23 protein-coding genes, 1 tRNA gene and 1 pseudogene are annotated in these 22,235 nt (G+C 70.0%); 9 read left to right on the forward strand and 16 right to left on the reverse strand.

Annotated elements, in window-relative coordinates; all coding sequences use genetic code 11:
* Positions 1–36 precede the first annotated feature (36 nt).
* The 5 genes from ACZ4V1_RS00855 to ehuB form a co-directional block, all read right to left on the reverse strand.
* On the reverse strand, positions 37–795 hold the full coding sequence (locus ACZ4V1_RS00855) for an IclR family transcriptional regulator (RefSeq protein ID WP_468327727.1): 759 nt from the start codon (positions 793–795) through the stop codon (positions 37–39).
* Between the two features lie 262 nt (positions 796–1,057).
* Positions 1,058–1,843 (reverse strand): ectoine/hydroxyectoine ABC transporter ATP-binding protein EhuA, encoded by a 786-nt coding sequence (gene ehuA, locus ACZ4V1_RS00860; protein ID WP_468327729.1) that lies wholly within the window; start codon positions 1,841–1,843, stop codon positions 1,058–1,060.
* Positions 1,833–2,483 carry an ectoine/hydroxyectoine ABC transporter permease subunit EhuD gene (gene ehuD / locus ACZ4V1_RS00865; RefSeq protein ID WP_468327731.1) on the reverse strand — a complete coding sequence of 217 codons (651 nt, stop codon included), beginning with the start codon at positions 2,481–2,483 and terminating at the stop codon, positions 1,833–1,835. Before ehuD ends, ehuA begins: the two co-directional genes overlap by 11 nt.
* Positions 2,483–3,196 carry an ectoine/hydroxyectoine ABC transporter permease subunit EhuC gene (gene ehuC / locus ACZ4V1_RS00870; protein WP_468327733.1) on the reverse strand — a complete coding sequence of 238 codons (714 nt, stop codon included), beginning with the start codon at positions 3,194–3,196 and terminating at the stop codon, positions 2,483–2,485. The genes ehuD and ehuC overlap by 1 nt, the downstream gene beginning before the upstream one ends.
* Positions 3,193–4,122, reverse strand: coding sequence for an ectoine/hydroxyectoine ABC transporter substrate-binding protein EhuB (gene ehuB / locus ACZ4V1_RS00875; RefSeq protein ID WP_468327735.1), 930 nt, complete (start codon positions 4,120–4,122; stop codon positions 3,193–3,195). The genes ehuC and ehuB overlap by 4 nt, the downstream gene beginning before the upstream one ends.
* A gap of 107 nt (positions 4,123–4,229) precedes the next feature.
* On the opposite strand from ehuB, the gene ACZ4V1_RS00880 reads away from it, so the two are divergent.
* A complete protein-coding gene (locus ACZ4V1_RS00880) occupies positions 4,230–4,724 on the forward strand; it encodes a DUF3830 family protein (RefSeq protein ID WP_468327737.1) in 495 nt (164 codons plus the stop codon).
* A gap of 165 nt (positions 4,725–4,889) precedes the next feature.
* On the opposite strand, the gene ACZ4V1_RS00885 is transcribed toward ACZ4V1_RS00880, so the two are convergent.
* The gene (locus ACZ4V1_RS00885; RefSeq protein WP_468327739.1) at positions 4,890–6,284 is read right to left on the reverse strand and encodes an amidase; all 1,395 of its coding nucleotides are present in this window, start codon (positions 6,282–6,284) and stop codon (positions 4,890–4,892) included.
* A 27-nt stretch (positions 6,285–6,311) separates the two neighbouring features.
* The gene (locus tag ACZ4V1_RS00890; RefSeq protein WP_468327741.1) at positions 6,312–7,259 is read right to left on the reverse strand and encodes a D-2-hydroxyacid dehydrogenase; all 948 of its coding nucleotides are present in this window, start codon (positions 7,257–7,259) and stop codon (positions 6,312–6,314) included.
* A gap of 188 nt (positions 7,260–7,447) precedes the next feature.
* Here ACZ4V1_RS00890 and ACZ4V1_RS00895 point away from each other — a divergent pair, with 188 nt between their 5' ends.
* The 6 genes from ACZ4V1_RS00895 (at position 7,448) to ACZ4V1_RS00920 (ending at position 12,512) form a co-directional block, all read left to right on the forward strand.
* On the forward strand, positions 7,448–8,314 hold the full coding sequence (locus ACZ4V1_RS00895) for a maleate cis-trans isomerase family protein (protein WP_468327743.1): 867 nt from the start codon (positions 7,448–7,450) through the stop codon (positions 8,312–8,314).
* Positions 8,311–9,042 carry a maleate cis-trans isomerase family protein gene (locus ACZ4V1_RS00900; protein WP_468327745.1) on the forward strand — a complete coding sequence of 244 codons (732 nt, stop codon included), beginning with the start codon at positions 8,311–8,313 and terminating at the stop codon, positions 9,040–9,042. The genes ACZ4V1_RS00895 and ACZ4V1_RS00900 overlap by 4 nt, the downstream gene beginning before the upstream one ends.
* Positions 9,043–9,632: 590 nt before the next feature.
* Entirely contained in the window at positions 9,633–11,201 is a 1,569-nt protein-coding gene (locus ACZ4V1_RS00905) for a pectate lyase family protein (protein WP_468327747.1), read from the forward strand.
* 166 nt (positions 11,202–11,367) lie between these two features.
* Positions 11,368–11,727 (forward strand): hypothetical protein, encoded by a 360-nt coding sequence (locus tag ACZ4V1_RS00910; protein WP_468327749.1) that lies wholly within the window; start codon positions 11,368–11,370, stop codon positions 11,725–11,727.
* 112 nt (positions 11,728–11,839) lie between these two features.
* Positions 11,840–12,448 (forward strand): bifunctional DNA primase/polymerase, encoded by a 609-nt coding sequence (locus ACZ4V1_RS00915; protein WP_468327751.1) that lies wholly within the window; start codon positions 11,840–11,842, stop codon positions 12,446–12,448.
* Positions 12,439–12,512: transfer RNA gene (locus ACZ4V1_RS00920), tRNA-Lys, on the forward strand. The genes ACZ4V1_RS00915 and ACZ4V1_RS00920 overlap by 10 nt, the downstream gene beginning before the upstream one ends.
* 74 nt (positions 12,513–12,586) lie before the next feature.
* Here the strand turns inward: ACZ4V1_RS00920 and ACZ4V1_RS00925 are convergent.
* Positions 12,587–13,945, reverse strand: a complete 1,359-nt coding sequence (locus ACZ4V1_RS00925; RefSeq protein WP_468327753.1) for a M6 family metalloprotease domain-containing protein — start codon at positions 13,943–13,945, stop codon at positions 12,587–12,589.
* A 302-nt stretch (positions 13,946–14,247) separates the two neighbouring features.
* Here ACZ4V1_RS00925 and ACZ4V1_RS00930 point away from each other — a divergent pair, with 302 nt between their 5' ends.
* Positions 14,248–16,143, forward strand: coding sequence for a putative bifunctional diguanylate cyclase/phosphodiesterase (locus tag ACZ4V1_RS00930; RefSeq protein WP_468327755.1), 1,896 nt, complete (start codon positions 14,248–14,250; stop codon positions 16,141–16,143).
* Here the strand turns inward: ACZ4V1_RS00930 and ACZ4V1_RS00935 are convergent.
* From ACZ4V1_RS00935 to ACZ4V1_RS00945, 3 genes are all read right to left on the reverse strand, one after another.
* Positions 16,119–17,219, reverse strand: coding sequence for an LLM class flavin-dependent oxidoreductase (locus ACZ4V1_RS00935; RefSeq protein ID WP_468327757.1), 1,101 nt, complete (start codon positions 17,217–17,219; stop codon positions 16,119–16,121). The genes ACZ4V1_RS00930 and ACZ4V1_RS00935 overlap by 25 nt on opposite strands.
* A 69-nt stretch (positions 17,220–17,288) precedes the next feature.
* Positions 17,289–17,483, reverse strand: coding sequence for a DUF397 domain-containing protein (locus ACZ4V1_RS00940; protein ID WP_468327759.1), 195 nt, complete (start codon positions 17,481–17,483; stop codon positions 17,289–17,291).
* A gap of 8 nt (positions 17,484–17,491) precedes the next feature.
* Positions 17,492–18,343: a helix-turn-helix domain-containing protein gene (locus ACZ4V1_RS00945; RefSeq protein WP_468328888.1), complete on the reverse strand. Its 852-nt coding sequence runs from the start codon at positions 18,341–18,343 to the stop codon at positions 17,492–17,494.
* A 219-nt stretch (positions 18,344–18,562) separates the two neighbouring features.
* Here ACZ4V1_RS00945 and ACZ4V1_RS00950 point away from each other — a divergent pair, with 219 nt between their 5' ends.
* Positions 18,563–18,994 (forward strand): ATP-binding protein, encoded by a 432-nt coding sequence (locus tag ACZ4V1_RS00950; protein ID WP_468327761.1) that lies wholly within the window; start codon positions 18,563–18,565, stop codon positions 18,992–18,994.
* 347 nt (positions 18,995–19,341) lie between these two features.
* Here the strand turns inward: ACZ4V1_RS00950 and ACZ4V1_RS00955 are convergent.
* The 5 genes and pseudogenes from ACZ4V1_RS00955 to ACZ4V1_RS00975 all read right to left on the reverse strand — a co-directional run bounded on the left by ACZ4V1_RS00955 (position 19,342) and on the right by ACZ4V1_RS00975 (position 22,233).
* Positions 19,342–19,827 (reverse strand): annotated as a pseudogene (locus ACZ4V1_RS00955) (hypothetical protein).
* Between the two features lie 83 nt (positions 19,828–19,910).
* Positions 19,911–20,135 carry a DUF397 domain-containing protein gene (locus ACZ4V1_RS00960; protein ID WP_468327763.1) on the reverse strand — a complete coding sequence of 75 codons (225 nt, stop codon included), beginning with the start codon at positions 20,133–20,135 and terminating at the stop codon, positions 19,911–19,913.
* 556 nt (positions 20,136–20,691) lie between these two features.
* The gene (locus tag ACZ4V1_RS00965; protein ID WP_468327765.1) at positions 20,692–21,522 is read right to left on the reverse strand and encodes a helix-turn-helix domain-containing protein; all 831 of its coding nucleotides are present in this window, start codon (positions 21,520–21,522) and stop codon (positions 20,692–20,694) included.
* Positions 21,519–22,040, reverse strand: a complete 522-nt coding sequence (locus tag ACZ4V1_RS00970; RefSeq protein WP_468327767.1) for a DUF6879 family protein — start codon at positions 22,038–22,040, stop codon at positions 21,519–21,521. Before ACZ4V1_RS00970 ends, ACZ4V1_RS00965 begins: the two co-directional genes overlap by 4 nt.
* Positions 22,024–22,233: a hypothetical protein gene (locus tag ACZ4V1_RS00975; RefSeq protein ID WP_468327769.1), complete on the reverse strand. Its 210-nt coding sequence runs from the start codon at positions 22,231–22,233 to the stop codon at positions 22,024–22,026. Before ACZ4V1_RS00975 ends, ACZ4V1_RS00970 begins: the two co-directional genes overlap by 17 nt.
* Positions 22,234–22,235: the final 2 nt, after the last annotated feature.

Genomic DNA, 22,235 nt, shown 5'->3' on the forward strand with positions numbered 1-22,235 from the left:
CAGTGCTCCCGACCACGCGGCCGTGTGACCGGTGGCCTAGATCGCCAGCGACAGCAGCACCGGCGCCGCGTTCCGGTTCAGCTCGTCCGCGGCCCGGCGCAGCCGGTGGGCGTGCTCGACCGGCAGGGACAGGGCCAGGCAGCCCGCGGCGGAGCCGGCCGTGATCGGGACGGCCGCGCAGACGGTGCCCACCGCGTACTCCTGGAGGTCGAGGACGGGCACGGTGGGCGGCTGGGACTCCAGCCGGGACAGCAGCAGCTTGTCGCTGGTGATGGTGCGCGAGGTCAGGCGGGCCATCTTGTGCCGGGCCAGGTGGTCGCGGCGGCCCGCGTGGTCCAGCTGGGTCAGCAGGCTCTTGCCGACCGCGGTGGCGTGCGCCGAGACGCGGAAGTCCACCCACTCGTTGACCTTGGGCGTGGCCGGGCTGTCGGCGTACTGGGTGACGCTGACCTCACCGTCGACGTACCGGCTGATGTAGACGGCGGCGCCCACCGAGTCGCGCAGCCGGTCCAGGGTGCGCTGGAGCTTCTCGCGCAGGGCCTGCTCGCGGCCGTGCGACGAGCCCAGCCTGGCCAGGGCCTCGCCGGTGACGTACGCGCCGTCGGCGGTCTGCTCGACGTAGCCCTCGCGGCGCAGCATGCGCAGCAGCGTGGTCAGCCGCTCCCGGTCGAGGCCGGTCAGCCGGGACAGTTCGGTTTCGGTGACTCCGGTGGTGTGCCGCGTCATCGTCTCCAGGACGCGCAGGGCGTCCTGGGCCGAGTGGTGCGGCGCGGTCGGCTTGTGCTGCAGCGCCACGGTGGTCTCCCCCTGCGCTCGCTGGTAGGCCCCTGCCCCTGTCCCTGCCTGTGCCCCCGATCCGGACAGCGGATCCCCTTCACGATAGCCGCCGGGCGGCCCGGCGCGAGGGGGTGTTCGCGAGATTTCAGGGCCCCCAACTGCGACGCCGACCCTCTGGCATATGCCAGAGGCGTGCCCCAACGCCCCGACCTCGGGCGTTGGGGCGGCGACGCCGCGTAGTCGCGGCATCACGCCATCACGGCGTCAGCGCATCGCGTTCTCACAGCACCGCGCTGAGGAATTCCCGGGTCCGGTCGTGCTCCGGCTCGCTGAAGATCTTCTCCGGCGCACCGGTCTCGATGACCCGGCCCGAGTCGAACATCAGGACCTGGTCCGAGATGTCCCGGGCGAAGTTCATCTCGTGGGTCACGCAGAGCATGGTGATGTCCGTGCTGCGGGCGATGTCCCGCAGCAGGTCGAGGACGCCCGCGACCAGCTCCGGGTCCAGCGCCGAGGTCACCTCGTCGAGGAGGAGCACCTTCGGCCGCATCGCCAGCGCCCGGGCGATCGCCACGCGCTGCTGCTGGCCGCCGGAGAGCTGGGCCGGGCGGGCGTCGCACTTGTCGGCCAGGCCGACCATGTCGAGCAGCCCCTTGGCCCGCTCCGCCGCCTCGTCCTTGGACATGCCGAGCACGGTGACCGGTGCCTCGGTGATGTTGCGCAGCACGCTCATGTTCGGGAACAGGTTGAACTGCTGGAACACCATCCCGATCTGCTTGCGGACCTCGCGCCGCTCCTTCTCGGTCGCCGGGAAGAGCTTCTGCCCGTCCACGGTGATCGTGCCCTCGTCGGGCTTGAGCAGCGTCATCAGCAGCCGCAGGATCGTCGTCTTGCCCGACCCGGACGGGCCGATCAGGGTGACGTGCTTGCCGGCGTCGACGGAGAAGTCGAGGTGGTCGAGGACGGTGTTGTCCCCGAACCGCTTGGTGACCTGCTCCAGGCGGATCAGCTCGCCGGAGCTGCGCTCGGGGCTCTTCTCGGGATTGGGGAGAGTGTCAGTGGGCAAGGCGTCGCTCCAGGGCTCGCAGGGCAAGGGAGGCCAGGTAGGAGATGACGATGAAGGCCACGCCGATCACCGTCAGGGGCTCGGTGAACTGGAAGTTCTGCTGCGAGAACAGCCGTGCCTCGCCGAGCATCTCCAGCACCGTGATCGCCATCAGCAGCGGCGTGTCCTTCAGCATGGAGATCACGTAGTTGCCGAGGGCGGGTACCACACGGCGGATCGCCTGCGGCAGGATCACGGACGTCCAGGTCCGTCCCAGCGGCAGGTTCAGCGCCGTCGCGGCCTCCCACTGGCCGACCGGCACCGCCTCGATGCCGGCCCGGTAGACCTGCATCGTGTACGTCGAGTAGTGCAGTCCGATGGCGAGCACACCAGTGGTGAGCGCCGAGGCGGTGAAACCCCATTCGGGCAGCACGTAGAACAGGAAGAACAGCTGCACCAGCAGCGGGGTGTTGCGGACGAACTCGGTGACCACACCGACGGGCCAGGTCACCCAGCGGGACGGCACCCGCATCAGCAGCGCCCACACCAGACCGAGGGCGAAGGAGACCAGCGACCCCAGGACCAGGATCTGCAGGGTGACCAGCAGACCGTCCCAGAAGTGCGGCATGAAGTCGGAGACCGCGCTCCAGTCCCAGTTCATCAGACAGCACCCCCCACGTTGGTCGCCTCAGGGCGCTTCAGGTCCACCTCGGGCTTGCGCGCCGGCGCCTTCCCGACACCTGCCTTCAGCTTCTTCTCCAGACCGCGCATCACCCGCGTGAGCAGGAACGCGATCACGAAGTAGATCAGCAGGATGTACGTGTAGATCTCCGCGCTCTCCTGCAGCGCCAGGCGCACCAGGTTGCCGCTGAACGCCAGATCGCCCATGCCCATGATCGACACCAGCGCGGTGCCCTTGAGCAGCTCGATCAGCAGGTTGGAGAACGGCGGGATCATCTCCGGCACCGCCTGCGGCAGCAGGATCAGCCTCATCCGCTGCCAGGGCGTGAAGCTGAGCGCGATGCCGCCCTCCTTCTGCGCCGGGTCGACCGCGCCGAGCGCGCCGCGCACGATCTCGGAGCCGTACGCCCCGTAGGTCAGGCCCAGCGCCAGCGTGCCCGCCCACATCGGCACCAGCTGCCAGCCGAAGGCCGGTGGCAGCACGAAGAACACCCAGAAGATCATCACCAGCGCCGAGGTCCCGCGGAACACCTCGGTGTAGAGGCCCGCGAGGAAGCGGACGAACCACAGCCGGTGGGTGCGCGCGACGCCGATCACGAAGGAGACGGCCGCCGCCAGCAGCGAGCTGAAGAAGAGCAGCTGGATGGTGACCCAGACACCCTGGAGTACGAGTTCCCACAGTCCCGAGGTCATCCGCCGCAGAGCTCCTTCGCGGTGAGATCGGTCATCTCGTTCTCGGTGAAACCGAAGGGCTTGAGGATGCGCAGCAGTTCGCCGCTCTTCTTGAGCTTGTGCAGCTCGACGTTGAAGGCGTCCCGCAGGTTGGTCTCGGTGGGCCGGAAGGCGAAGCCGCCGCCGTCGACGTGCGGCTTGCCGTCGATGATGGGCGAGAAGGGCTTGGTCGCCTCCGCCTTGGTGGACTTCTTCACCACCTCGCGGACGGTCAGCGCCGTACCCGCGAAGACGTCCACGCGCCCGGACTCGACGGCGTTGAGTCCGGCCACCTGGTCGGGGACGATCAGGATGTCGTCCTCCTTGTACCCGTGCTCCACCGCGTAGGCGATCTCGGCGTAGCCGGTGCCGGTCGCGAACTTGGCCTTCTTCTCGACGACGTCCTCGTAGTTGTGCAGTCCGAGCGGGTTGCCCTTGCGCACGATGTACGCGTCGAGCATCTGGTAGTCGGGGTCGGAGAAGATGACCTGCTGGCAGCGCTCGGGGTTGATGTACATCCCGGCCGCCACGATGTCGAACTGCTGCGACGCCAGACCCGGGATGAGGGAGCCGAACTCCGTCGGCACCGGCTGCACCCGGTCCACTCCGAGCCGCTTGAAGATGACCTTCGCCAGCTCCGGCGCCTCGCCGGTCAGCTCACCGTTCTTGTCGATGTAACCGAAGGGGATCTCGCCCGCGATGCCGAGCCGGGCCACGCCCTGTGCCTTGAGCCGGTCGAGGAGATCGCCGCCTTCCACGTCGGATCCGGCGGCCACGCGCGAGCAGCCGGCGGCCCCCAGCGCGCCGAGCGCCGCGACCCCCGCGAGCAGCGACCGGCGGGTGGGCCCGGCTGTTCTGGACCTTTGGTCGGATATGCCCCATGGAGGGGTTCTGTGTGGTGGAGCCATGGGCGCGCAGCTACCCGATGAAGGGCGGGTTATGCCGATCTTTTTCAGTCCGATACCTCGGCCCCGCGCCCTTGACCGCGGGGCCGCCGGGCACTGCCATGGAGGGTATGGCTGATCGCTTCATCGAAGTCTCGCTGGTCAAGCGCGGAATCACCTGCACGGCCCAACTGCTGGACGACCGGGCCCCGATCACCTGCGCGGCGGTCTGGGACGCGCTCCCTCTCGGCGGCGACGTGTATCACGCCAAATACGCGCGCAACGAGATCTACGCCCTCTTCCCGCCCTTCGCGGCATCCGAACCACCGCTGGAGAATCCGACCGTAACGCCGATTCCGGGCGACCTGTGCTATTTCGCCTTCGCGGGTGCCGAGTTGGGCACCAAGGCGTACGGCTACGACCGCGAGGTCCGACCGGGCACCACACTCGTCGACCTGGCCCTCTTCTACGAGCGCAACAACCTGCTGCTCAACGGCGACGTCGGCTGGGTGCCCGGCACCGTCTGGGGCCAGATCGTCGAGGGCCTCGGCGAGATGGCCGAGGCCTGCAACGATCTGTGGCGGACCGGAGCGGAGGGAGAGACGCTCGACTTCCGGCGGGCTTAGGGGGTGTCGTTTGGATCAGGCCGGCTCCAGGAGACGGTGCCTTGTGGCCGACCTCGGCAAGATCCAAACGACACCCCTAGCCCCGCCCGGGGAGAGGGGAGCGTCCGTCCCGGCGGACCGCCGGTGCTCACGGTGTCCCGCCGGGACGAACGCTCCCCTCACCGCCTACTTGCCCGGGGCCGGTACCGCGCCCGTCTCGTAGAGCGCGTGCGCGGCCCGCAGGACCAGGTCGTCCCGGTGACGGGCCGCCACCAACTGGAGGCCGACGGGCAGACCGTCCCCGTCGGCGCCGACCGGCACGGTCGCCGCCGGCTGCTGGGTGAGGTTGAACGGGTAGGTGAAGGGCGTCCACCCCGTCCACCGCCGGTGACCCGATCCCTTCGGCACCTCGGCGCCCGCCTCGAACGCCGTGATCGGCAGCGTCGGCGTCACGAGCAGGTCGTACGCCTCGTGGAAGCGGCCCATCCGCCGGCCCAGCTCCATCCGCACGTCCACCGCGGCCAGGTACTCCAGCGCCGAGTACCGCGCCCCGGCCCCGACGACCTCCCGCAGCCCCGGGTCCAGGAGCTCCCGCTGCCCCGCCCGCAGATGCTGCACGACCCGCGCCGCCCCGCTGAACCACAGCGCGTGGAAGGCGTCCACCGGGTCCGCGAAGTCCGGGTCGGCCTCCGTCACGTACGCGCCGAGCTCCGCCAGCCGCTCCACCGCTCGCCGGACCGCCGACGCCACCGCCGGGCGCACCGCCACCTGCCCGCCGAGCGAGGGCGAGTACGCCACCCGCAGCCCCCGCACCCCGCCGGACAGCGCCTCGGTGTACGACCCGGGCGCCGGGCCCAGCGCCGACCAGTCCCGGGCGTCCGGCGCGCCGACCACGTCCAGCATCAGCGCCGCGTCCGCCGCGTCCCGGGTCATCGGGCCGACGTGCGCGAGCGTGCCGAAGGCGCTCGCCGGGTAGAGCGGGACCCGGCCGTACGTCGGTTTCAGGCCGAAGACGCCGCAGAAGGACGCCGGGATGCGCACACTGCCGCCGCCGTCCGTGCCGAGCGCCAGCGGCCCGGCCCCGAGCGCGACGGCCGCCGCCGCGCCCCCGCTGGAGCCGCCCGCGGTGCGGGCCGGATCGTGCGGGTTGCGAGTGACGCCGGACAGCGGCGAGTCGGTCACGCCCTTCCAGCCGTACTCGGGCGTCGTCGTCTTGCCGACGAACACGGCGCCGTGCTCGCGCAGCCGGGCCACGGACGGCGCGTCCTCGTCCCAGGGCCCGTCCGGCGAGACGGCGCGGGAGCCGCGCAGCGTCGGGTGACCGCGCATCAGCAGGATGTCCTTCACCGTGACCGGCACGCCGTCCAGCCGGCCGCCCGGCTCCCCGCGCCGCCACCGTTCCTCGGAGTGCCGGGCCTCCTCGAGCGCCTCCTCGCCGGTCAGCCGGACGAACGCGTTCACCTCCGGCTGGATCCGCTCGGCCCGCTCGAGGGTGGCCCGGGTCGCCTCCACGGGGCTGAAGTCGCCCTTGCGGTAACCGTCGACGAGCTGTAGAGCGGTCAGCTCGGTGAGGTCGGTCATGCAGCACTCTCCCGCGTTCTTCGGATGTCAGTGTCCGGGCACGTATCCGCGCTTCTTGTCGACCACGTTCGCCAGCGGCCCACCGGTCGCCCAGCTCTCGAACAACTCCACGAACTGCGCGCCCAGTTCGTCCCGCCAGCCGATCGTGTCGCCGCTCATGTGCGGCGACACGATCAGATCGGGGACCCGCCACAGCGGGCTGTCGGCCGCGAGGGGCTCGTGGCTGAACACGTCGAGGGCGGCGCCCGCGATCCAGCGCCTGGTCAGCGCCTCGGCGAGATCGCTCTCGACGACCAGCTGCCCCCGCCCCACGTTCACGAACCGCGCGGAGGGCTGCATCATCCCGAACCGCCGGGCGTCGAACATGCCGCGCGTGTCGTCGGTGAGCGGCGCCGCCGCCACCACCCAGTCGGCGCGGGCCAGCAGCCGGTCCAGGTCGCCGGGCCCGTGGACGCCGGTACGGGCGGTCCGGCCGACCAGCGCGGTGGTGATGCCGAGCGCCTTCAGCGTCTGCGCGATCGCCCGCCCGATCGGCCCGGAGCCGACCACACAGGCGCGAGTTCCGGCCACCCGCAGCGACTCGCGGTGCCGCCAGGTCCGCTCACCCTGCAACCGCAGCGTCGTGGGCAGATCCTTCGCCATCGCCAGGACGAGCGCGGCGACGTACTCGGCGATCGGCTGGTCGAAGACACCGCGCGCGTTGGTCACCACCGTGTCCGACTCGGCCAGCTCAGGACACATCAGATGGTCCACGCCGGCGCTCGCCGTGTGCACCCAGCGCGGCCGCGGACCGTCACCGGGCCACGCCTTCCGTACGGCGTGCGAGGCGAAGTCCCATACGAGCAGCACGTCGGCGTGCGGCAACCGCTCGGCGAGGGTGGTCTCGTCGGCGTGCTCGATCCGGGTCCGGCCGGTCAGCCGGCCCAGCCGGGGGAGCGGCTCGGCGTCCAGGACGAGGAGCGTGGGCGTGGTCATCGGCAGGCCTGTCTCCGGTCGGTGAAAGCAGGGGCGGTTCAGGAGTTGACGGGGAAGTTAACCGGCTGTTGACCTGGGAGTGACGCGGGCGGATTGACCACGCTCGCACCGGAACCTACCTTCGTCAACACGGCCGTGCGTAACGGTGCGTTGTCCTCCCCTCTCTCAGTGTGAGGTCGGTGCGTGCCATGGATATCTCCTTTCTCGGCGGACCAGGTCCGCAACGCGGGGTCGGCGTGGTCGCCCCCTTCGACTTCGCGCTCGATCGGGAGCTGTGGCGATGGGTGCCCGACGACGTGTCGCTGCACATGACGCGAACCCCTTTTGTGCCCGTCGAGGTCAGTCTGGACCTCGCCCGGCTGGTCAGTGAACACGAAACGCTCGGCGAGGCGGTGCGCACCCTCAACGCCATCACGCCCGAGGTCATCGCCTACGCCTGCACCTCGGGCAGTTTCGTCGGCGGCATCGCCGGCGAACGCGCGATGTGCGAGGCGATGACCTGGGCGGGCGCGGTCCCGTCCGTGACCACCTCCGGCGCGCTGCTGGACGCACTGGCCGAGCTGGGCGTACGCCGGGTCGCGCTGGTGACGCCGTACACCGTCTCCGTGACCCGGGCGCTGGAGGCGTACGTCGCCGAGGCCGGCGTCACCGTCACCGGCTGCGCCTTCATGGGGCTGACCCGGCACATCTGGCGGGTCCCGTACCGCGACGTGGCCGACATGGCGCGCCAGGCGGTACCGAGCCCGGGGTCGGCGGACGCCCTGTTCATCTCCTGCACCAACCTCCCCACCTACGACGTCATCCCGCAGCTGGAGGCCGAACTGCGGATCCCGGTGATCTCGGCCAACCAAGTGACGATGTGGGCGGCACTGCGCCGACTGGGTACCCCTGCGGTGGGGCCGTATCAGGCGCTGACCGATCCGTCCGCGCGCATCGGTCCCGCGGCGCAGGGTCCGGTCGATCCCGCGGTGGCGGGCCCGGTCGGTCCCGCGGTCGCGGACATGCCGGGCGTCGGTGACGCTCCGGACACGGAACAGCAGGAAGGGTGGACATGACAGCACTGGGATTCCTGTACCCGGGCCACTCCGGCGAGGACGACTATCCACGCATCGAGCAGCTCCTGGGCAGCGACATCCGGGTGGACCTGGTGCACACGGACATCGGCGAGGACGCGCACCGGGTCGACGCGCTGCGCGAGATGGGCTCACCGCAGCGGCTCGCGGCGGGCGTGGCGGAGCTGCGGCTGGCCGGCGCCGACGCCGTGGTGTGGGCCTGCACCAGCGGAAGCTTCGTGCACGGCTGGGAGGGCGCCCAGGAGCAGGTGCGCGCCCTCGCCCAGGCGGCGGGCCTGCCGGCCTCCTCCACCTCCTTCGCCTTCGTGCACGCCGTGCAGGAGCTCGGGATGCGGCGGGTCGCGATCGGGGCGACCTACCCCGACGACGTGGCACGGCTCTTCGCGGACTTCCTCCGCGCCGCCGGCATCGAGGCGGTGGACGTCGTCAGCTCGGGCATCATCACGGCGGCGGAGGTCGGCACCTGGACCGAGGCGGAGGTGCTGGCCCTGGCCCGCGCCGCCGACCGCCCGGACGCGGAGGCGGTCCTCCTCCCGGACACCGCCCTGCACACGGCGGCCCACATCCCGGCCCTGGAGAAGGAACTGGCCAAGCCGGTCCTCACCGCCAACCAGGTCACCATCTGGGAGTGCCTGCGCCTGGCCGACCGCCGGGTCAACGCACCGGAGCTGGGTGCGCTGTTCACACGGGAGCCGGTGGTGCAGGCCTGACACGGGGGCGGGCCGAGCGGGCCGGTGCCGCCGGGCCGGTGCCGGCCCGGGGTACGCCCTGGCCCGGGGCGCCGAGCCGTGGGCGCCGGCCGGCCCGGGGCCACCCGCGCGCCTCAACGGCCCGGCCCGCCCTGACCGCTTCCGCGGTCGCCCTCGCCCTGGCGGCCAAGCTCGGCCGGCACCGAGCCGGCCGACACGGAAGAACCCCGGTCCCGCTGGAGCGGGACCGGGGTTCTCGTCGAGCGCTGGGCAGGCCTTGCACCTGCATTTCCCCACGGGAAGTGGGGCGTCTTTCCTTGGACCACCAACGCATTGCCGTCCGCTGAGGGTTGACCCCCGCGAGCAGGCAGGATTATCGTACCGCAGCTCTGCCCGGGGCGCACGTCGACGCTCCGGTCGAGGGGGAGCGCCGTCATCCGCACGGTCACTCACATGCACATCGTTCCGCATCATGAACGCGTCACAACCCTTGTCAGCCCCTGGAGGGCCCCCTATTCTCACGCCGAGAAAGCGCTTTCCCGTCTGCGGTATTGACGTGATCACGACAGAGTGTTCGTTCCGGCATGTGAAGGCGAATGGGGAGACCGAGGATGAGACGACCAGTCGCGCTGCGACTCAACGCGGCGCTGGCCACCTTGGCCGTTGCCGCGGCCACCGGTGTGGTGCTGTCGATGCCCGAGGCGGCGGCAGCGGCCAGTGGCGCCACCGGCTATGCCACCCAGAACGGCGGCACGACCGGCGGTGCGGGCGGACAGACGGTCCGCGCCACCACCGGAACCGCGATCCATCAGGCCCTGTGCGGTCGCGCCAGCAGCAGCACCCCGATCACCATCCAGGTCGAGGGGACGATCAACCACGGCAACACCAGCAAGGTGTCGGGCGCCAGCTGCAACACCGCCGAGGACAAGATCGAGCTCAAGCAGATCAGCAACGTCACGATCGTCGGGGTCGGCGGCGGCGCCGTCTTCGACCAACTGGGCATCCACATCCGGGAGTCCAGCAACATCATCATCCAGAACGTGACCGTCCGGAACGTCAAGAAGTCGGGCTCGCCCACGTCCAACGGCGGCGACGCCATCGGGATGGAGAGCGGCGTCCGCAACGTCTGGGTCGACCACGCCACCCTGGAGGCGTCGGGCGGGGAGTCGGAGGGCTACGACGGCCTCTTCGACATGAAGGACGACACCAAGTACGTCACCCTGTCCTACAGCACCCTGCGCAACTCCGGCCGCGGCGGCCTCATCGGCTCCAGCGAGAGCGACCGCTCCAACGGCTACGTCACCTTCCACCACAACCTGTACGAGAACATCGACTCCCGTGCCCCCCTGCTGCGCGGCGGCATCGCGCACATCTACAACAACCACTACGTGGACCTGAACGAGTCCGGCATCAACTCCCGGGCCGGCGCCCGCGCCAAGGTCGACAACAACTACTTCCAGGACTCCAAGGACGTCCTCGGCACCTTCTACACGGACCAGGCCGGCTACTGGCAGGTCAGCGGGAACATCTTCGACAACGTGACCTGGTCCGACCGAGAGGGCGACAACAACCCCGCCGGGCCCGACCCGCAGTCCAACACCAGCGTCGGCATCCCGTACTCCTACAGCCTCGACGCGGCCGGCTGCGTGCCGGGCGTCGTGAGCCAGACGGCGGGCGCGGGCAAGGGGCTGAAGGTCTCGGACGGCAGCTGCACGCCGCAGAACCCGGACCCGACCGACCCCGGACCCACGGACCCGGGCCCCACCGACCCGGACCCGGACCCGACCGACCCCGGTCCCACCGACCCGCCCACCGGCACCAACCTCAGCATCGGGGCGGGCTCCGACGGCTCCTCCAAGGCCGACGGGACGAGCTACGGCAACGTCCGTGACGGTGACATGAGCACCTACTGGTCCCCGTCCGGCTCGACCGGTTCCGTCTCCGTGAAGTGGGGCTCGGCCACCACGGTCTCCAAGATCAACATCCGGGAGGCGCCGGGCTCCGAGGGCACCATCGGATCCTGGCGGGTCGTCAACCACGACACGGGCTCCGTCCTGGCCTCCGGCAGCGGAGCGGGCGTCATCGGCTTCGACCGGACCACGCTGAAGAAGATCACCTTCGAGGCAACCGGCGCCGGCGGCACGCCGAAGGTCGCCGAGTTCGAGACCTACGCCGGCTAGCGAGCGGCCTGGTCCCGCGGGAGTGGGCGGGGAGTGCCCGGTACGCGCGTACCGGCACGGCCCCGCCCTCTTGCATGGGCGCGGGACAATGGACGGTGGCCCACTCCTCCACGGGGAGTGCCCCGGTCCTCGGGGAGGGCCCCCGTACGTATGAGGAGGAGAAGACATGGCGGAGCCCACGCCGCGTCGGAACCAGCCGCGGCTACGCCCCGCGCCCCTGCTCTTCGAGCCGGCGGAGGCGTCCGCCGATCCCGAGCACTTCTTCGACCTCGAGTCGATCGACGATCCCCGGGCGCTGCTGGACCGGGCGACGGAGCTGACGCACGCCTTCCGGGCGGCGGCGGACCGGGCGATGGAGTTCCAGGCGGTGGCGGCGGCCCAGCTGGCCGATCCGCGGCGCTTCGACCGGCTGACGCCCGCGGACATCGCCGAGCGGGCCGAATGGACCGAGGACTACGCCAAGAAGATGGTCGAGTTCGGGCGCGACCTGATGCGCGGCGGCGAGGGCGGCGTGCACGCCGACTAGCTCGGCCGCATATGCCAGGCGGGTGGGCAAGATACTCCCCTCCCCACCCTCCTGTCCCGGTTTCCCGCAACTCAGCGGAGTGTCTACCTCACGCACGGTAGATGTATGCGGCATGAGCAGTACACGCGATGTCGCCCTCCACGCTTCCCCCCACGTCTCGGACGTCACCTCCGACGGAGCCGCCTGGCTGGCCTCGGCGGCCCCGTACCCGCGCAGCACGCTCGCGTTCTGGGAGGAGCGGCCCGAGGCCCCGGTCGTCCTGCCCTGCGGTTCCGCCTTCGACGTGGTGAGCGCCCCCGCGATTTTCGGGCGCCGGATGCTGGACCGGATGTGGGACGAGGGGCCGGGGTCCGGTCCGGTGGCCGAGTTCCGGGGCCGGATGCTGCTGTTCGCCGCGCCGGGCACGGCCCAGCGGCTGCCGTCGCTGCTCGACTGGGAGGAGTGGAGCGCGCGCGGCCGGGAGGGCGGCCGTACGGGCGCGGTGCCGCCGCTGCTGTGCCACGGTGCCGGGGACGCGGTGACCGTGCCGGCTCCGGTGGGCGGGCCCACGCCTTCCGGTTCCCGCTGGCTGGTGGCGCCGGACACCCGCCTGCCCTGGCTGCCGGGCCCGGAGATCCTGCTCTGGGCGGCCGTACGGGCGGCCCGCGCCGCCGTGCGGATTTCGATTTTTCCTCCCGCCGACCAGGGTGCTAAGGTCTACGACGTCAGCAGGCGCCGCTAGCTCAGTTGGTTAGAGCAGCTGACTCTTAATCAGCGGGTCCGGGGTTCGAGTCCCTGGCGGCGCACAGACAACGAAAGGGCCCCTCGCTCAGGCGGGGGGCCTTTTCGCGCGCCCGGGAGCGCCCGGAAGGCGCCGGTCTCACCCCGGCGTGACCTGCACCGTCCACGCCCCCGACGCCGTGCGCCCCGCCACCTCCACCCGTACGCCCTCCTCCGGCACCGTGAAGCTCTCGCCGAGGCTCACCGGGGCGTCGGCGAGCGGGGGGTAGACCGAGTCCTCCCAGCAGGCCTCGGTGTCCGGGTGGGCGTCGATCACCTCGATCGGCCCGCCCCCGGACTCCGCCCCGCTGCGCACCCGGTACACCAGCACCCCCGCCCGGCAGGCGGCGACGTCGTTGCCGACCGGCCCCCGCGCCTCGAAGGCGAGCACGCTGTCCGCGCCCGTGCGCACCACGACCAGCTTCGTACCGCGCCCGAGGCCGAAGGCCGGCGTTCCGGCGGCGCCCGTCACCGCCACCCCCGGCCCGGCCCCCAGCGGCTCCAGTGTCAGCCGCGTGGGCCCGCCGCCCCGCACGCACGCCACCTGCCGGGGCTCCAGCCACCCCAGCTTCCACTTGTGCCAGCCGAAGAGATCCGGAGCCAGTCCGAACTGGCTGCCCATCAGGTCCCAGTCGCCGACGTGGGTGTCCCAGTCGCCCTTGCCGTCGACGGGCCGCTGGTACAGGTCGGGCAGGTCGAAGACGTGCCCGGTCTCGTGGGCCAGGACCAGCCGGTCCGGCGGATGGTTCTCGAAGACCGTGACGACCCGCCGGATGTCGGTGCCGTCGGCCCGCATCGGGGTGTCCAGGTTGACGACCTTCGTCGCGTCGGAGTCCACGCCGGGCGCGTCCGGGTCGGCGACGAAGTAGACGATGTCGTAACGGGAGAAGTCGACGTGCCGGTCGGCGGCGTCCAGCGCGTCGCGCAGGTAGGCGGCCCGGTGCCGGGGGCTCCAGTCACGCTGTATGTCGTACGCAGTCGACGGCCGTGGCATGGGGATCCAGCTCGGCAGCGGGTGCGGGCGGAGCGTGAACGTGCCGTAGGAGGCGCGCTGGAAGAAGCGGGTGGTGGCCGGGAAGTGGTCCGCGGCGAGTTCGGCCGGCGCGGTCAGCGGCTGGGAGTCGGGGAAGGACAGGAACACCATCACCGCGTCCAGGGTGCGGGCGGGCCGCGGATAGGCGGCGTTCCAGGTGTCCAGCCCCTCGGAGTGGTGCACGTCGGTGCGCTGGAGGGCGCAGGGCTCCGGGGAGAAGGGCTCGGCGACCGAGGGAGCGGTGATCAGGGAGGTCGCGGCGAGCGCCGACATCGTGGTGCAGACCGCCGCCGTACTGCGCAGCCGGGACCGGGGCGCCCCCGCCGCCCGGCGACCGGCGCCGAGTCCCTCGAGTGCCTCCCGGGGAAGTCGCCTCAGGGGGAGCTGGCGCGGCACATGAACCTCCGGGTGCGGTCGACGGGACACCGCACCCAGCTTGTGCATGATTGTCGTACTGCGCCCTGTTTGTCTGCACCGGATGGGTGAGCCGTCCGGAATTTCGCGGAGGGCCTCCCGGGCGACACCCCGGGGACACTTACGGAACGTCACAACTGGTCGGGGGCATGTAGAACCCGTCCAGGTGTGGGCAGAAACGATCTGCCAGGGAGATCACTCGGTCCGGAGCATGGAACGGCGGCTGGAAGGGCCCGGTGGCAGCCTCTATGATCGGCACACTTTCCTGCACGAACAGAGCACGAACAGAGATCGAGGCACTGCGGGAGCGAGCGGTGAACGGAACCTCCGAAGGGCCGGCGCCCGCGGCAGACCTCGACCGGTCAGCCGTCACAGAGAGTGACAACCATCTGGCTCCTCGTACGCCGTGTACGGAGCCCCCGACCTACCATTCGGCGTTCGCGGCCGCCCCCCTCGCCATGGCCGTCGTCGACGCCGACGGCATGGTCGTCAGCGCCAACGACACGCTGGGCACCCTGCTCGGCACCGACCCGGCCGCGCTGGCCGGCAGCGCTGCCGCCGACCTGGTCGACCTGGGCTCCGACGCCGGGACCTGGCACGCGTACCGCGAGGTGCTGCTGGGCCGGCAGCCCCGGCTGCGCTGCACCCGGCGGCTGAAGGGGCCCGACGGGCACTCCCTGTGGGTCCAGGTGACGGTCGCGCCCCTGGCCGAGTCCGGGGAGGTACGGGGCGGCCTGCTGCTGTCGGTCGCCGACATCAGCGCCCGGCGCGAGCTCCAGGCCCGGCTGCGCCACCTCCAGATGCACGACCCGGTGACCCGGCTGCCCAACCGCGCGCTGTTCTTCGAGCGCCTGACGGCCGCGCTGGAGGCGGAGTCGTACGAGCACGGCGGCACCGGCCGGATCGGCGTGTGCTATCTGGACCTGGACGGCTTCAAAGCCGTCAACGACACCCTCGGCCACCGCGTCGGCGACCGGCTGCTGGCCGCCGTCGCCGAACGCCTCACCCGCTGTGCCGAGGAGGCCGCCCACGTGCGGTCCGGCGCCCCGCTGGTGGCCCGGCTCGGCGGCGACGAGTTCGCCCTCCTGGTGGAGGACTCCACGGGCACCGACCAGCTCGCCGACCTGGCCGAATCGGTCCTCACGGCCCTCCAGGCGCCGTTCGAGCTCTGCGACCGCCGCCTCTCGGTCACCGCGTCGGTCGGCGTCGTCGAACGCCACACCGCCGGCACCACCCCCACCGCCCTGATGCAGGCCGCCGACACGACCCTGTACTGGGCCAAGGCCGACGGCAGGGCCCGCTGGACGCTCTTCGACCCCGAGCGCAACGCGAACCGCATGACCCGCCAGGCGCTCGCCGCCACGCTCCGGCCCGCCATCGAACGCGGCGAGTTCGCCCTCGAGTACCAGCCGCTGGTCGGGATGGAGGACGGCCGGGTGCGGGGCGTCGAGGCGCTCATCCGCTGGAATCATCCTCAGTTCGGCGTACTGGCGCCGAATCGGTTCATCGCACTGGCGGAGGAGGACGGTTCGATCGTTCCCCTCGGCCGCTGGATCCTGCGCACGGCCTGTCACCAGGCCCGTCGCTGGCAGCTGGACCACCCGGACGACCCGCCGATCTTCGTCAGCGTCAACGTCGCGGTCCGCCAGGTCTGGGACTCCGACCTGGTGGCGGACGTGGCGGCGACCCTGGAGGAGACCGGCCTCGCCCCGCACCTGCTCCAGCTGGAGCTGACGGAGTCGGCGGTGATGGGCTCCGCCGGCCGCCCGCTCCAGGCCCTCAAGGCGCTCAGTGACATGGGCGTCCACATCGCCATCGACGACTTCGGCACCGGCTACTCGAACCTCGCCTACCTGAGCCGGCTGCCGGTCTCGGTCCTGAAGCTGGACGGCGCCTTCGTGCGGGGCTTCCAGTACGACAAGGTCGACACGGGCGCCGGGGTGGACCCGTCCGCCGACGCCGCCGCCGCGAACCCGGCCGACGAGGTCATCGTCGAGGCGATGGTCCAGCTCGCCCACCGGCTCGGCCTGACCGTCACCGCCGAATGCGTGGAGACGTCCGACCAGGCGACCCGCCTGCGCCGCATCGGCTGCGACACCGGTCAGGGCTGGCTGTACTCCCGACCGGTGGCGCCGGATCGCATCTCCGCGCTGCTGGGCCCCGCCGGGCCCGGAGCGGCCGGGGTTCAGGCCGGCGTCGGCAACCCGTAGGCGTCGGCGATCAGCTCGTAGGAGCGCAGCCGTACGTCGCCGCCGTGGGCGTTTGCGGTGAGCATCAGCTCGTCGGCACCGGTGCGCTTGCGGAGATCGTCGAGGCCGGAGCGGACCTCGTCCGGGGTGCCGTGGACGACGTTGGAGTTCCAGGACGCCACGAACTCCTCCTCCATCGGGCTGAAGTCGTACGCCTCGGCCTCTTCCGGCGTCGGCACGAGCCCGGGGCGCCCGGTGCGCAGCCGGACCATGTTCAGCGCGGCGGCCAGCACCTGCCGGCGGGCCTCCTTCTCGTCGTCGGTCGCGAGCGCGGAGACGCCGATGAGGGCGTAGGGGGCGTCCAGGACGGCGGACGGCCGGAAGGACTCCCGGTACAGGTCCAGCGCCGGGACGGTGTTCTGCGCCGAGAAGTGGTGCGCGAAGGCGAACGGCAGCCCGAGGGTGCCGGCCAGCCGGGCGCTGAAACCGGAGGAGCCGAGCAGCCACACCGGCGGCCGGTGGGCCGACTGCACGCCACCGGGCGAGGTCGCCTGCACGGGGCCGGGCACGGCGTGGATACGGCGGTACGGGTGCCCGTCGGGGAAGTCGTCGTCCAGGAACCGGATCAGCTCGGCGAGCTGCTGCGGGAAGTCGTCGGCGCCTTCGTTGAGGCGGTCGGTGCGGCGCAGGGCGGCGGCCGTGGCCCCGTCGGTGCCGGGGGCGCGGCCGAGGCCGAGGTCGACGCGGCCGGGGGCCATGGCCTCCAGTGTCCCGAACTGCTCCGCGATCACCAGCGGGGCGTGGTTCGGGAGCATGACGCCGCCCGAGCCGAGCCGGATGCGGTCGGTGTGGGCGGCCAGGTGGGCGAGGATCACCGCGGGGGAGGAGGAGGCGACGCCGGGCATCGAGTGGTGCTCGGCGACCCAGTACCGGTGGAAGCCGCGGTTCTCCGCGAGGCGTGCGATGTCCACGCTGGTCCGCAGGGCGTCGGTGGCGGTGCGGCCGGCGCCGACGGTCACCAGGTCCAGTACGGAGAGGGGGACGGGAGCGGTGCCGTGGGCCGTGCCCCGGATCTCCTCTGCGGCGTCTGCGGGCATGGTGGGGTGCCTCCTGTGTCGTGACATTCGCGCGGGTCGCTGCGCGGCGTAACAGGAGGGTGCCTCCGGTTATTCCCCGGTGGGGGTCCTGAGGGCGGTGAGGAAGGCGGCGAAGGCGGGGGCGGGGAAGGTGAGCGTGGCCCCGGCGGGGGCCTTGGAGTCGCGGACGGCTATGTGGGGGCCGCGGTGGGCGACCTCGACGCAGTCGTTGCCTTCGCCGCCGCCGGAGTAGGACGACTTCTGCCACTGCGTGGGGGTGGTCATCGTTTCCCTCACAGCTCCTTCGTCAGATCGTGAATGAGCTCGCGCGACCGCTCCGGGGAGAGCGATTCGTCCCTCACCCTACGAAAGAGCTTTCGGAAGTGGCCCAGTTGGGCTTCGGAATCGAGGAAGACCGTGCCATGCGGTGCGTCGCGTACCACGGTGTCCAGGCGGGGCACGGCTCCGCCCACGTGCACCATCGCGCTGCCGGCTCCCGCGAAGTCGTCCAGTGCGAACGGAATGACGCGAACTGTGACGTGCTCGGCCTCGGACATCTCCACGATGCGCGCAAGCTGTCTCCGGGTCGCAGCACGTCCGGCCACCTTGATCCGGAGCGCCGCTTCGTGGATCAACGTCTCGTAGGGAACTGGATCAGGGCCCTCGACGATGACCTTCCGCTTCATCCTGTGGCGCACCCGGTGCTCCACCTCGCGGTCGGGGAATTCCGGGTTCATGTAGGTGAAGAGGGAGCGGGCGTAGTCCTCCGTCTGGAGCAGACCTGGCACGTGGATGACCGCCACATCGCGGCGGAATGTCGCGTGATGGTCCAGCTCGGCGAGATCCTGATAGGCGGCGGGCAGCACGCCGCGATAGTCGTCCCACCAGCCCCGGACCCGGACCGTCGCCATGGCTGCCAGTGCATCGATCAAGTCGCCTTCGGAACAGGCGTAGTTGGCTGCGAGGCGGCGCAGTCGCTCCTCGCTCACTCCGACGATTCCGGACTCGATCTGGCTGATCTGGACGGAGTTCACGCCGAGAAGGGCTGCCGCCTCGGTTGCCTTGAGTCCCGCGGCTTCCCGCATCTTTCTCAGTTCAGCCCCCAGGCGCCCCTGACGTGCTGTGGGCGTGCGTCTCGGCGGCACGACTTCCTCCTCGCTCAACGGACGCTCTCGGGCGGCTCGTTCGGGGCAAGGTTACGCGACTCGCTTGCTGAGTAATAAATTTATGACCTACTGTCGGTGACGCAACGCACACCCTGTGAAGTCGCGGGATGTTCGGAAGCGCACCGCTTCGTCCTGCCATGACGGCTGCGGCAATGCCACCGCATCCCACACCCCCTCCACGTCTCCGAAGGAGTCCGCGTGCCCGAAAACGATCCGTGGGAGTACTCCCTCTACATCCCGAACGACCCCCGCGCCGTCACCGTGTGCCGCCGCACCCTCCGGCTGATCCTGACGATGCACGGGCTGATCCGGCTGGTCGACGTCGCGGAGCTGCTGGCGACGGAGTTGGTCTCCAACGCCGTGCGGCACACCAAAGGGCCCGCCGCCCTGCGGGTGCGCTGGGCGGCGGGCGTGCTGCGGATCGGGGCCTGGGACGCGGACCCGTCACCGCCCGAGCCGCCGCGGCCGTTCGACCGGGCCGTGGACCGGGAGGACGGGCGGGGCCTGGCGCTGGTGCGGGCCTGCGCCGACGTGTGGGGGTGGCAGCCGCTGGCGAGGGAGGGCAACCGGGGCAAGTACGTCTGGTGCGAACTGGGTAGCGCGCCGACGCCGGGGAGACGTACGGCCTGAGTCAGGGACGCCACGCCACCGGGAAGACCGGCCGACCGGCCACCGTTTTCACACTCCGCGGTGACAGTTCTGGTGACTCTGTGCCGCAGTCGGCCAGCGCAGAGGGTGATCAGAACGGGGACGCTTCCCGTCACGCAGAGGTGCGGCCGACGAGTGCGGAGTGTGAGCAGAACCGCGCCACGGTGGTGAGCCTGGACGCTTACCGTCCGGTCCCGCAGCAGCGCCCCGACCCTGGGCCTGAAGCAAAGCGGCCGGAATCGCTCGGGGGTACCAACCCTTTCCTTGCACTGCTCTAGCGAACCGGAGAAGCCCCGGCCTGTCTGGCCGGGGCTACTTTGTTGCTTCGACTACGCCGTGGGGCAGGGCAGTTCAGGCATTGAGTGGTTCGGGGAGCACGTCACCACCGTCAGGGACAGATACGAGGGACGCTCAAGGTAGAAGCCGAACGGCACATCACCGCCCGTCTGCAGTCGTTCGGCAGAAGCATTGACGAGTTGGGTCAGGCGGGTGGTGTCCTGGTCACGCTCGGAGGCGAACCGGGGCGCGTACTCGGCCAGCCGTTCACCGATCCACGCTGCCGCTTCCTTGGCCTCGTCTCAGGTGCCACGAACTAAAGAACGGGGCTTGATGAGCCAGTACGCCGTTTCGATCGGTGGCAGGTCGCACGTCGGGAACTCGGTCACCACCTCCCGGTAGCGCTTGAGTAGCTGCTCTGCCTTCACGTCCTCATTGGACACTGGCGCCGGTGGAGGCTCAGGGTGCGGGGGGCGCCGTAGGGCTTCATTGTCGAAGCGCTCTTTTGGGCCGGTCCATAGGTAGCCGTGGTGGTGCACCGGTCGTTCCCGTTCGATTGGCGCCAGCCGGGCCGCACCCAGGGACGGGGGATGAACCCGGCCCGACTGACGGGAGAGGAGGATCAGACGTTCAGACCGAAGCGCGCCGGGTCGATACCGGCCGCGTCCAGCTCCTCCGTGGTGAACCGCAGCGGCTGCGCGTCCGGCCGCTTGCTGTCCCCCAGGGCCCAGGTGTCTTCACCGGTCCGGGCCAAGGTCACGCACCCCTCCGTACAGGGGCCGCCGCACGCCTTCACGAACGAGGCCCTGCTGATGTCGAGCGCGTACAGGTCGGTTCCGTTCTGCATCACTGCACCTTCCTGCTAACTAATCGCGGTCATGGCTGACCGCCGCCGCCCATTTGAGCGGGAGTTCAAGGGAATGGCCACGCTTCAGCGGTCGGAGCGCTTGCCGGACCCCGAGCACCGGAAGCACTGGCACGGTGGCCATTCAGACGTAGCCAGGGGCGGAAGATTGTCCGTCGAGAACACGGCCCGCTCGCGTTCCCAGTTCTGCCCGGAATCACGAGAGATCCGAATCGTCATCAGAGGGCGTTTGGTGAACATCTGAGCGTATGTTTCCTTGCTCAAGAGCTGTGCGCCTGCGCTTGGTGCTGGCGCAGTTCCACATTTGCGTCAGACACTGCGCTGTAGTCGCTCGTGGACCGAGCATCATCCCGACTCACGCAAAAGCTGAGACATGTGCTGCACCCTGGTACTGCTCTCGGTTCCGAGGGCAGTTCCGCCAGTACGTACCCCTGGGGTTTCTGCGTACCCGTCATCGATCCTCCCCGGCCTTATGGTCTATCCATGATCTACCAGGTGGAGGGATTCACCGAGCAATATTCCCGTTCTGGACTAAAGATCAGCGGTAAGCATCTGCCCATCGCTGAAGCAGAATCCTTGCCTCTTCGCCGAAGTGGGCATGGCGTTCGAAGAGTGCAAACACGGCGAGGTACTCGGAGACGTCACGAGCATCCCGAAACACCATTCGGCCTGTGAAGTTCTCTACCGTGGCAAGCCGGCCGTCGTAGACCGTGAACGTGTTCATAGGACCGCGGGGTATATCGGCCCCTGTTGGGATGACGCCGATACAAAGATTCGGCAGGCGAGACAGTGATATGAGACGGTCGATCTGCATTGCCATAGCAGGGGGCGGAAGTATCGCCCATCTTGCCGCTTGTTCGGTGAGCAGGAAGGTGAACGACTTCGATGTGTCGTAGAGAACCGTCTGACGCTCAAGCTTGCGTGCCACTGTCTTGGAGGGATCGCCCGGGGTGTGGCTCAGGCTGGCGCGAATAAGCTCGGGAGTGGCCAGCAGGCCCGTAATCATTGCTGGGAGGAAGTAGCGCAGCTCCGTGGCCTCGGCCTCCAGCGAAGCCAACTCCGTCTGTCGCTTTTCCATGCCGCGCCGCCAGGAAGAGCGTTTGTCCTGCCACTCCGTGTTCGCAATGCGCGCGAGAGCCGTAATCTCTGCCACTATTTCCGGAGGGGCGTCAATTGCCTGAAGGATGCGCTCAACGTCCGTGAGCCTCGGCGTCTTCTTTCCCGTCTCGAACTTACTAATTTGACTCTGAGACATGTTGCAACGCCGAGCGAGCCGGTCTCCTGTGAGACCGGCCCGCTTCCGTAGCTCGCGGAGCTTTTCCGCCAGGTCGGTCCTGGACTGACCTAGCTGTTCAGGCTCGAATGTCACCCGCATTCTCTCACGTACTCGGCAAACGGTACGGAGTGAGCAACGGCAATGCGCTTCCACTCCAGGTAAGGAGTGATATCGCCCTTGAGCAACTCTCGATTGATCTGTGTGCCGTCCGGCCGGAACTTCAGGTGGACGATTCTTGATTCGTCGAACATCCACCAGTCAGTATTCGACAGAGGGAGTCCGTAGTCATTCTGGGTCACGTCCAGGATGCGGATGTCTTCACCGGCGTTGATGTTGCCAGGAATTCCCCAAGCGAACTGGTATCGCTGGTAGTCCGTCAACGGCTGACGGACGATCCGCACTCGACCGATGGCACGCCCCGACGTCACGAAACCCCGTACACGCTCATGCCACCGTGCATTGTGGTCGACAGGCTTAGGCTCCCCTCGAAGGAAGCGAGCGACGTTCTCAGCCTCCTTGGGCATGGCGTAGGTGGGTTGGGCCTCGAAGCGCCACGCCGCACGCTCGTACGCGTCGAACGTCCTCCGCCACTCGTCACCATCCAAGAGCACGTACGGCCTCCCTGAGTACCGCCTCCGGGATCTCCACCAGGGCCTCACCCTCCGGCGGCTGGAAGGCACCGGACAGGTTCCCCTGAACCACGATGGAGCCACTGACCGTGCGGTAGACGTTCGGGCAGTCGTCGTCGTCACAGTTGGGCCCGTTGAAGCTGCCCGTCAGCCGCGTCAGGTCGCTGCGCGCCATGG

Source organism: Streptomyces sp. NPDC028991 (genome assembly GCF_055564775.1).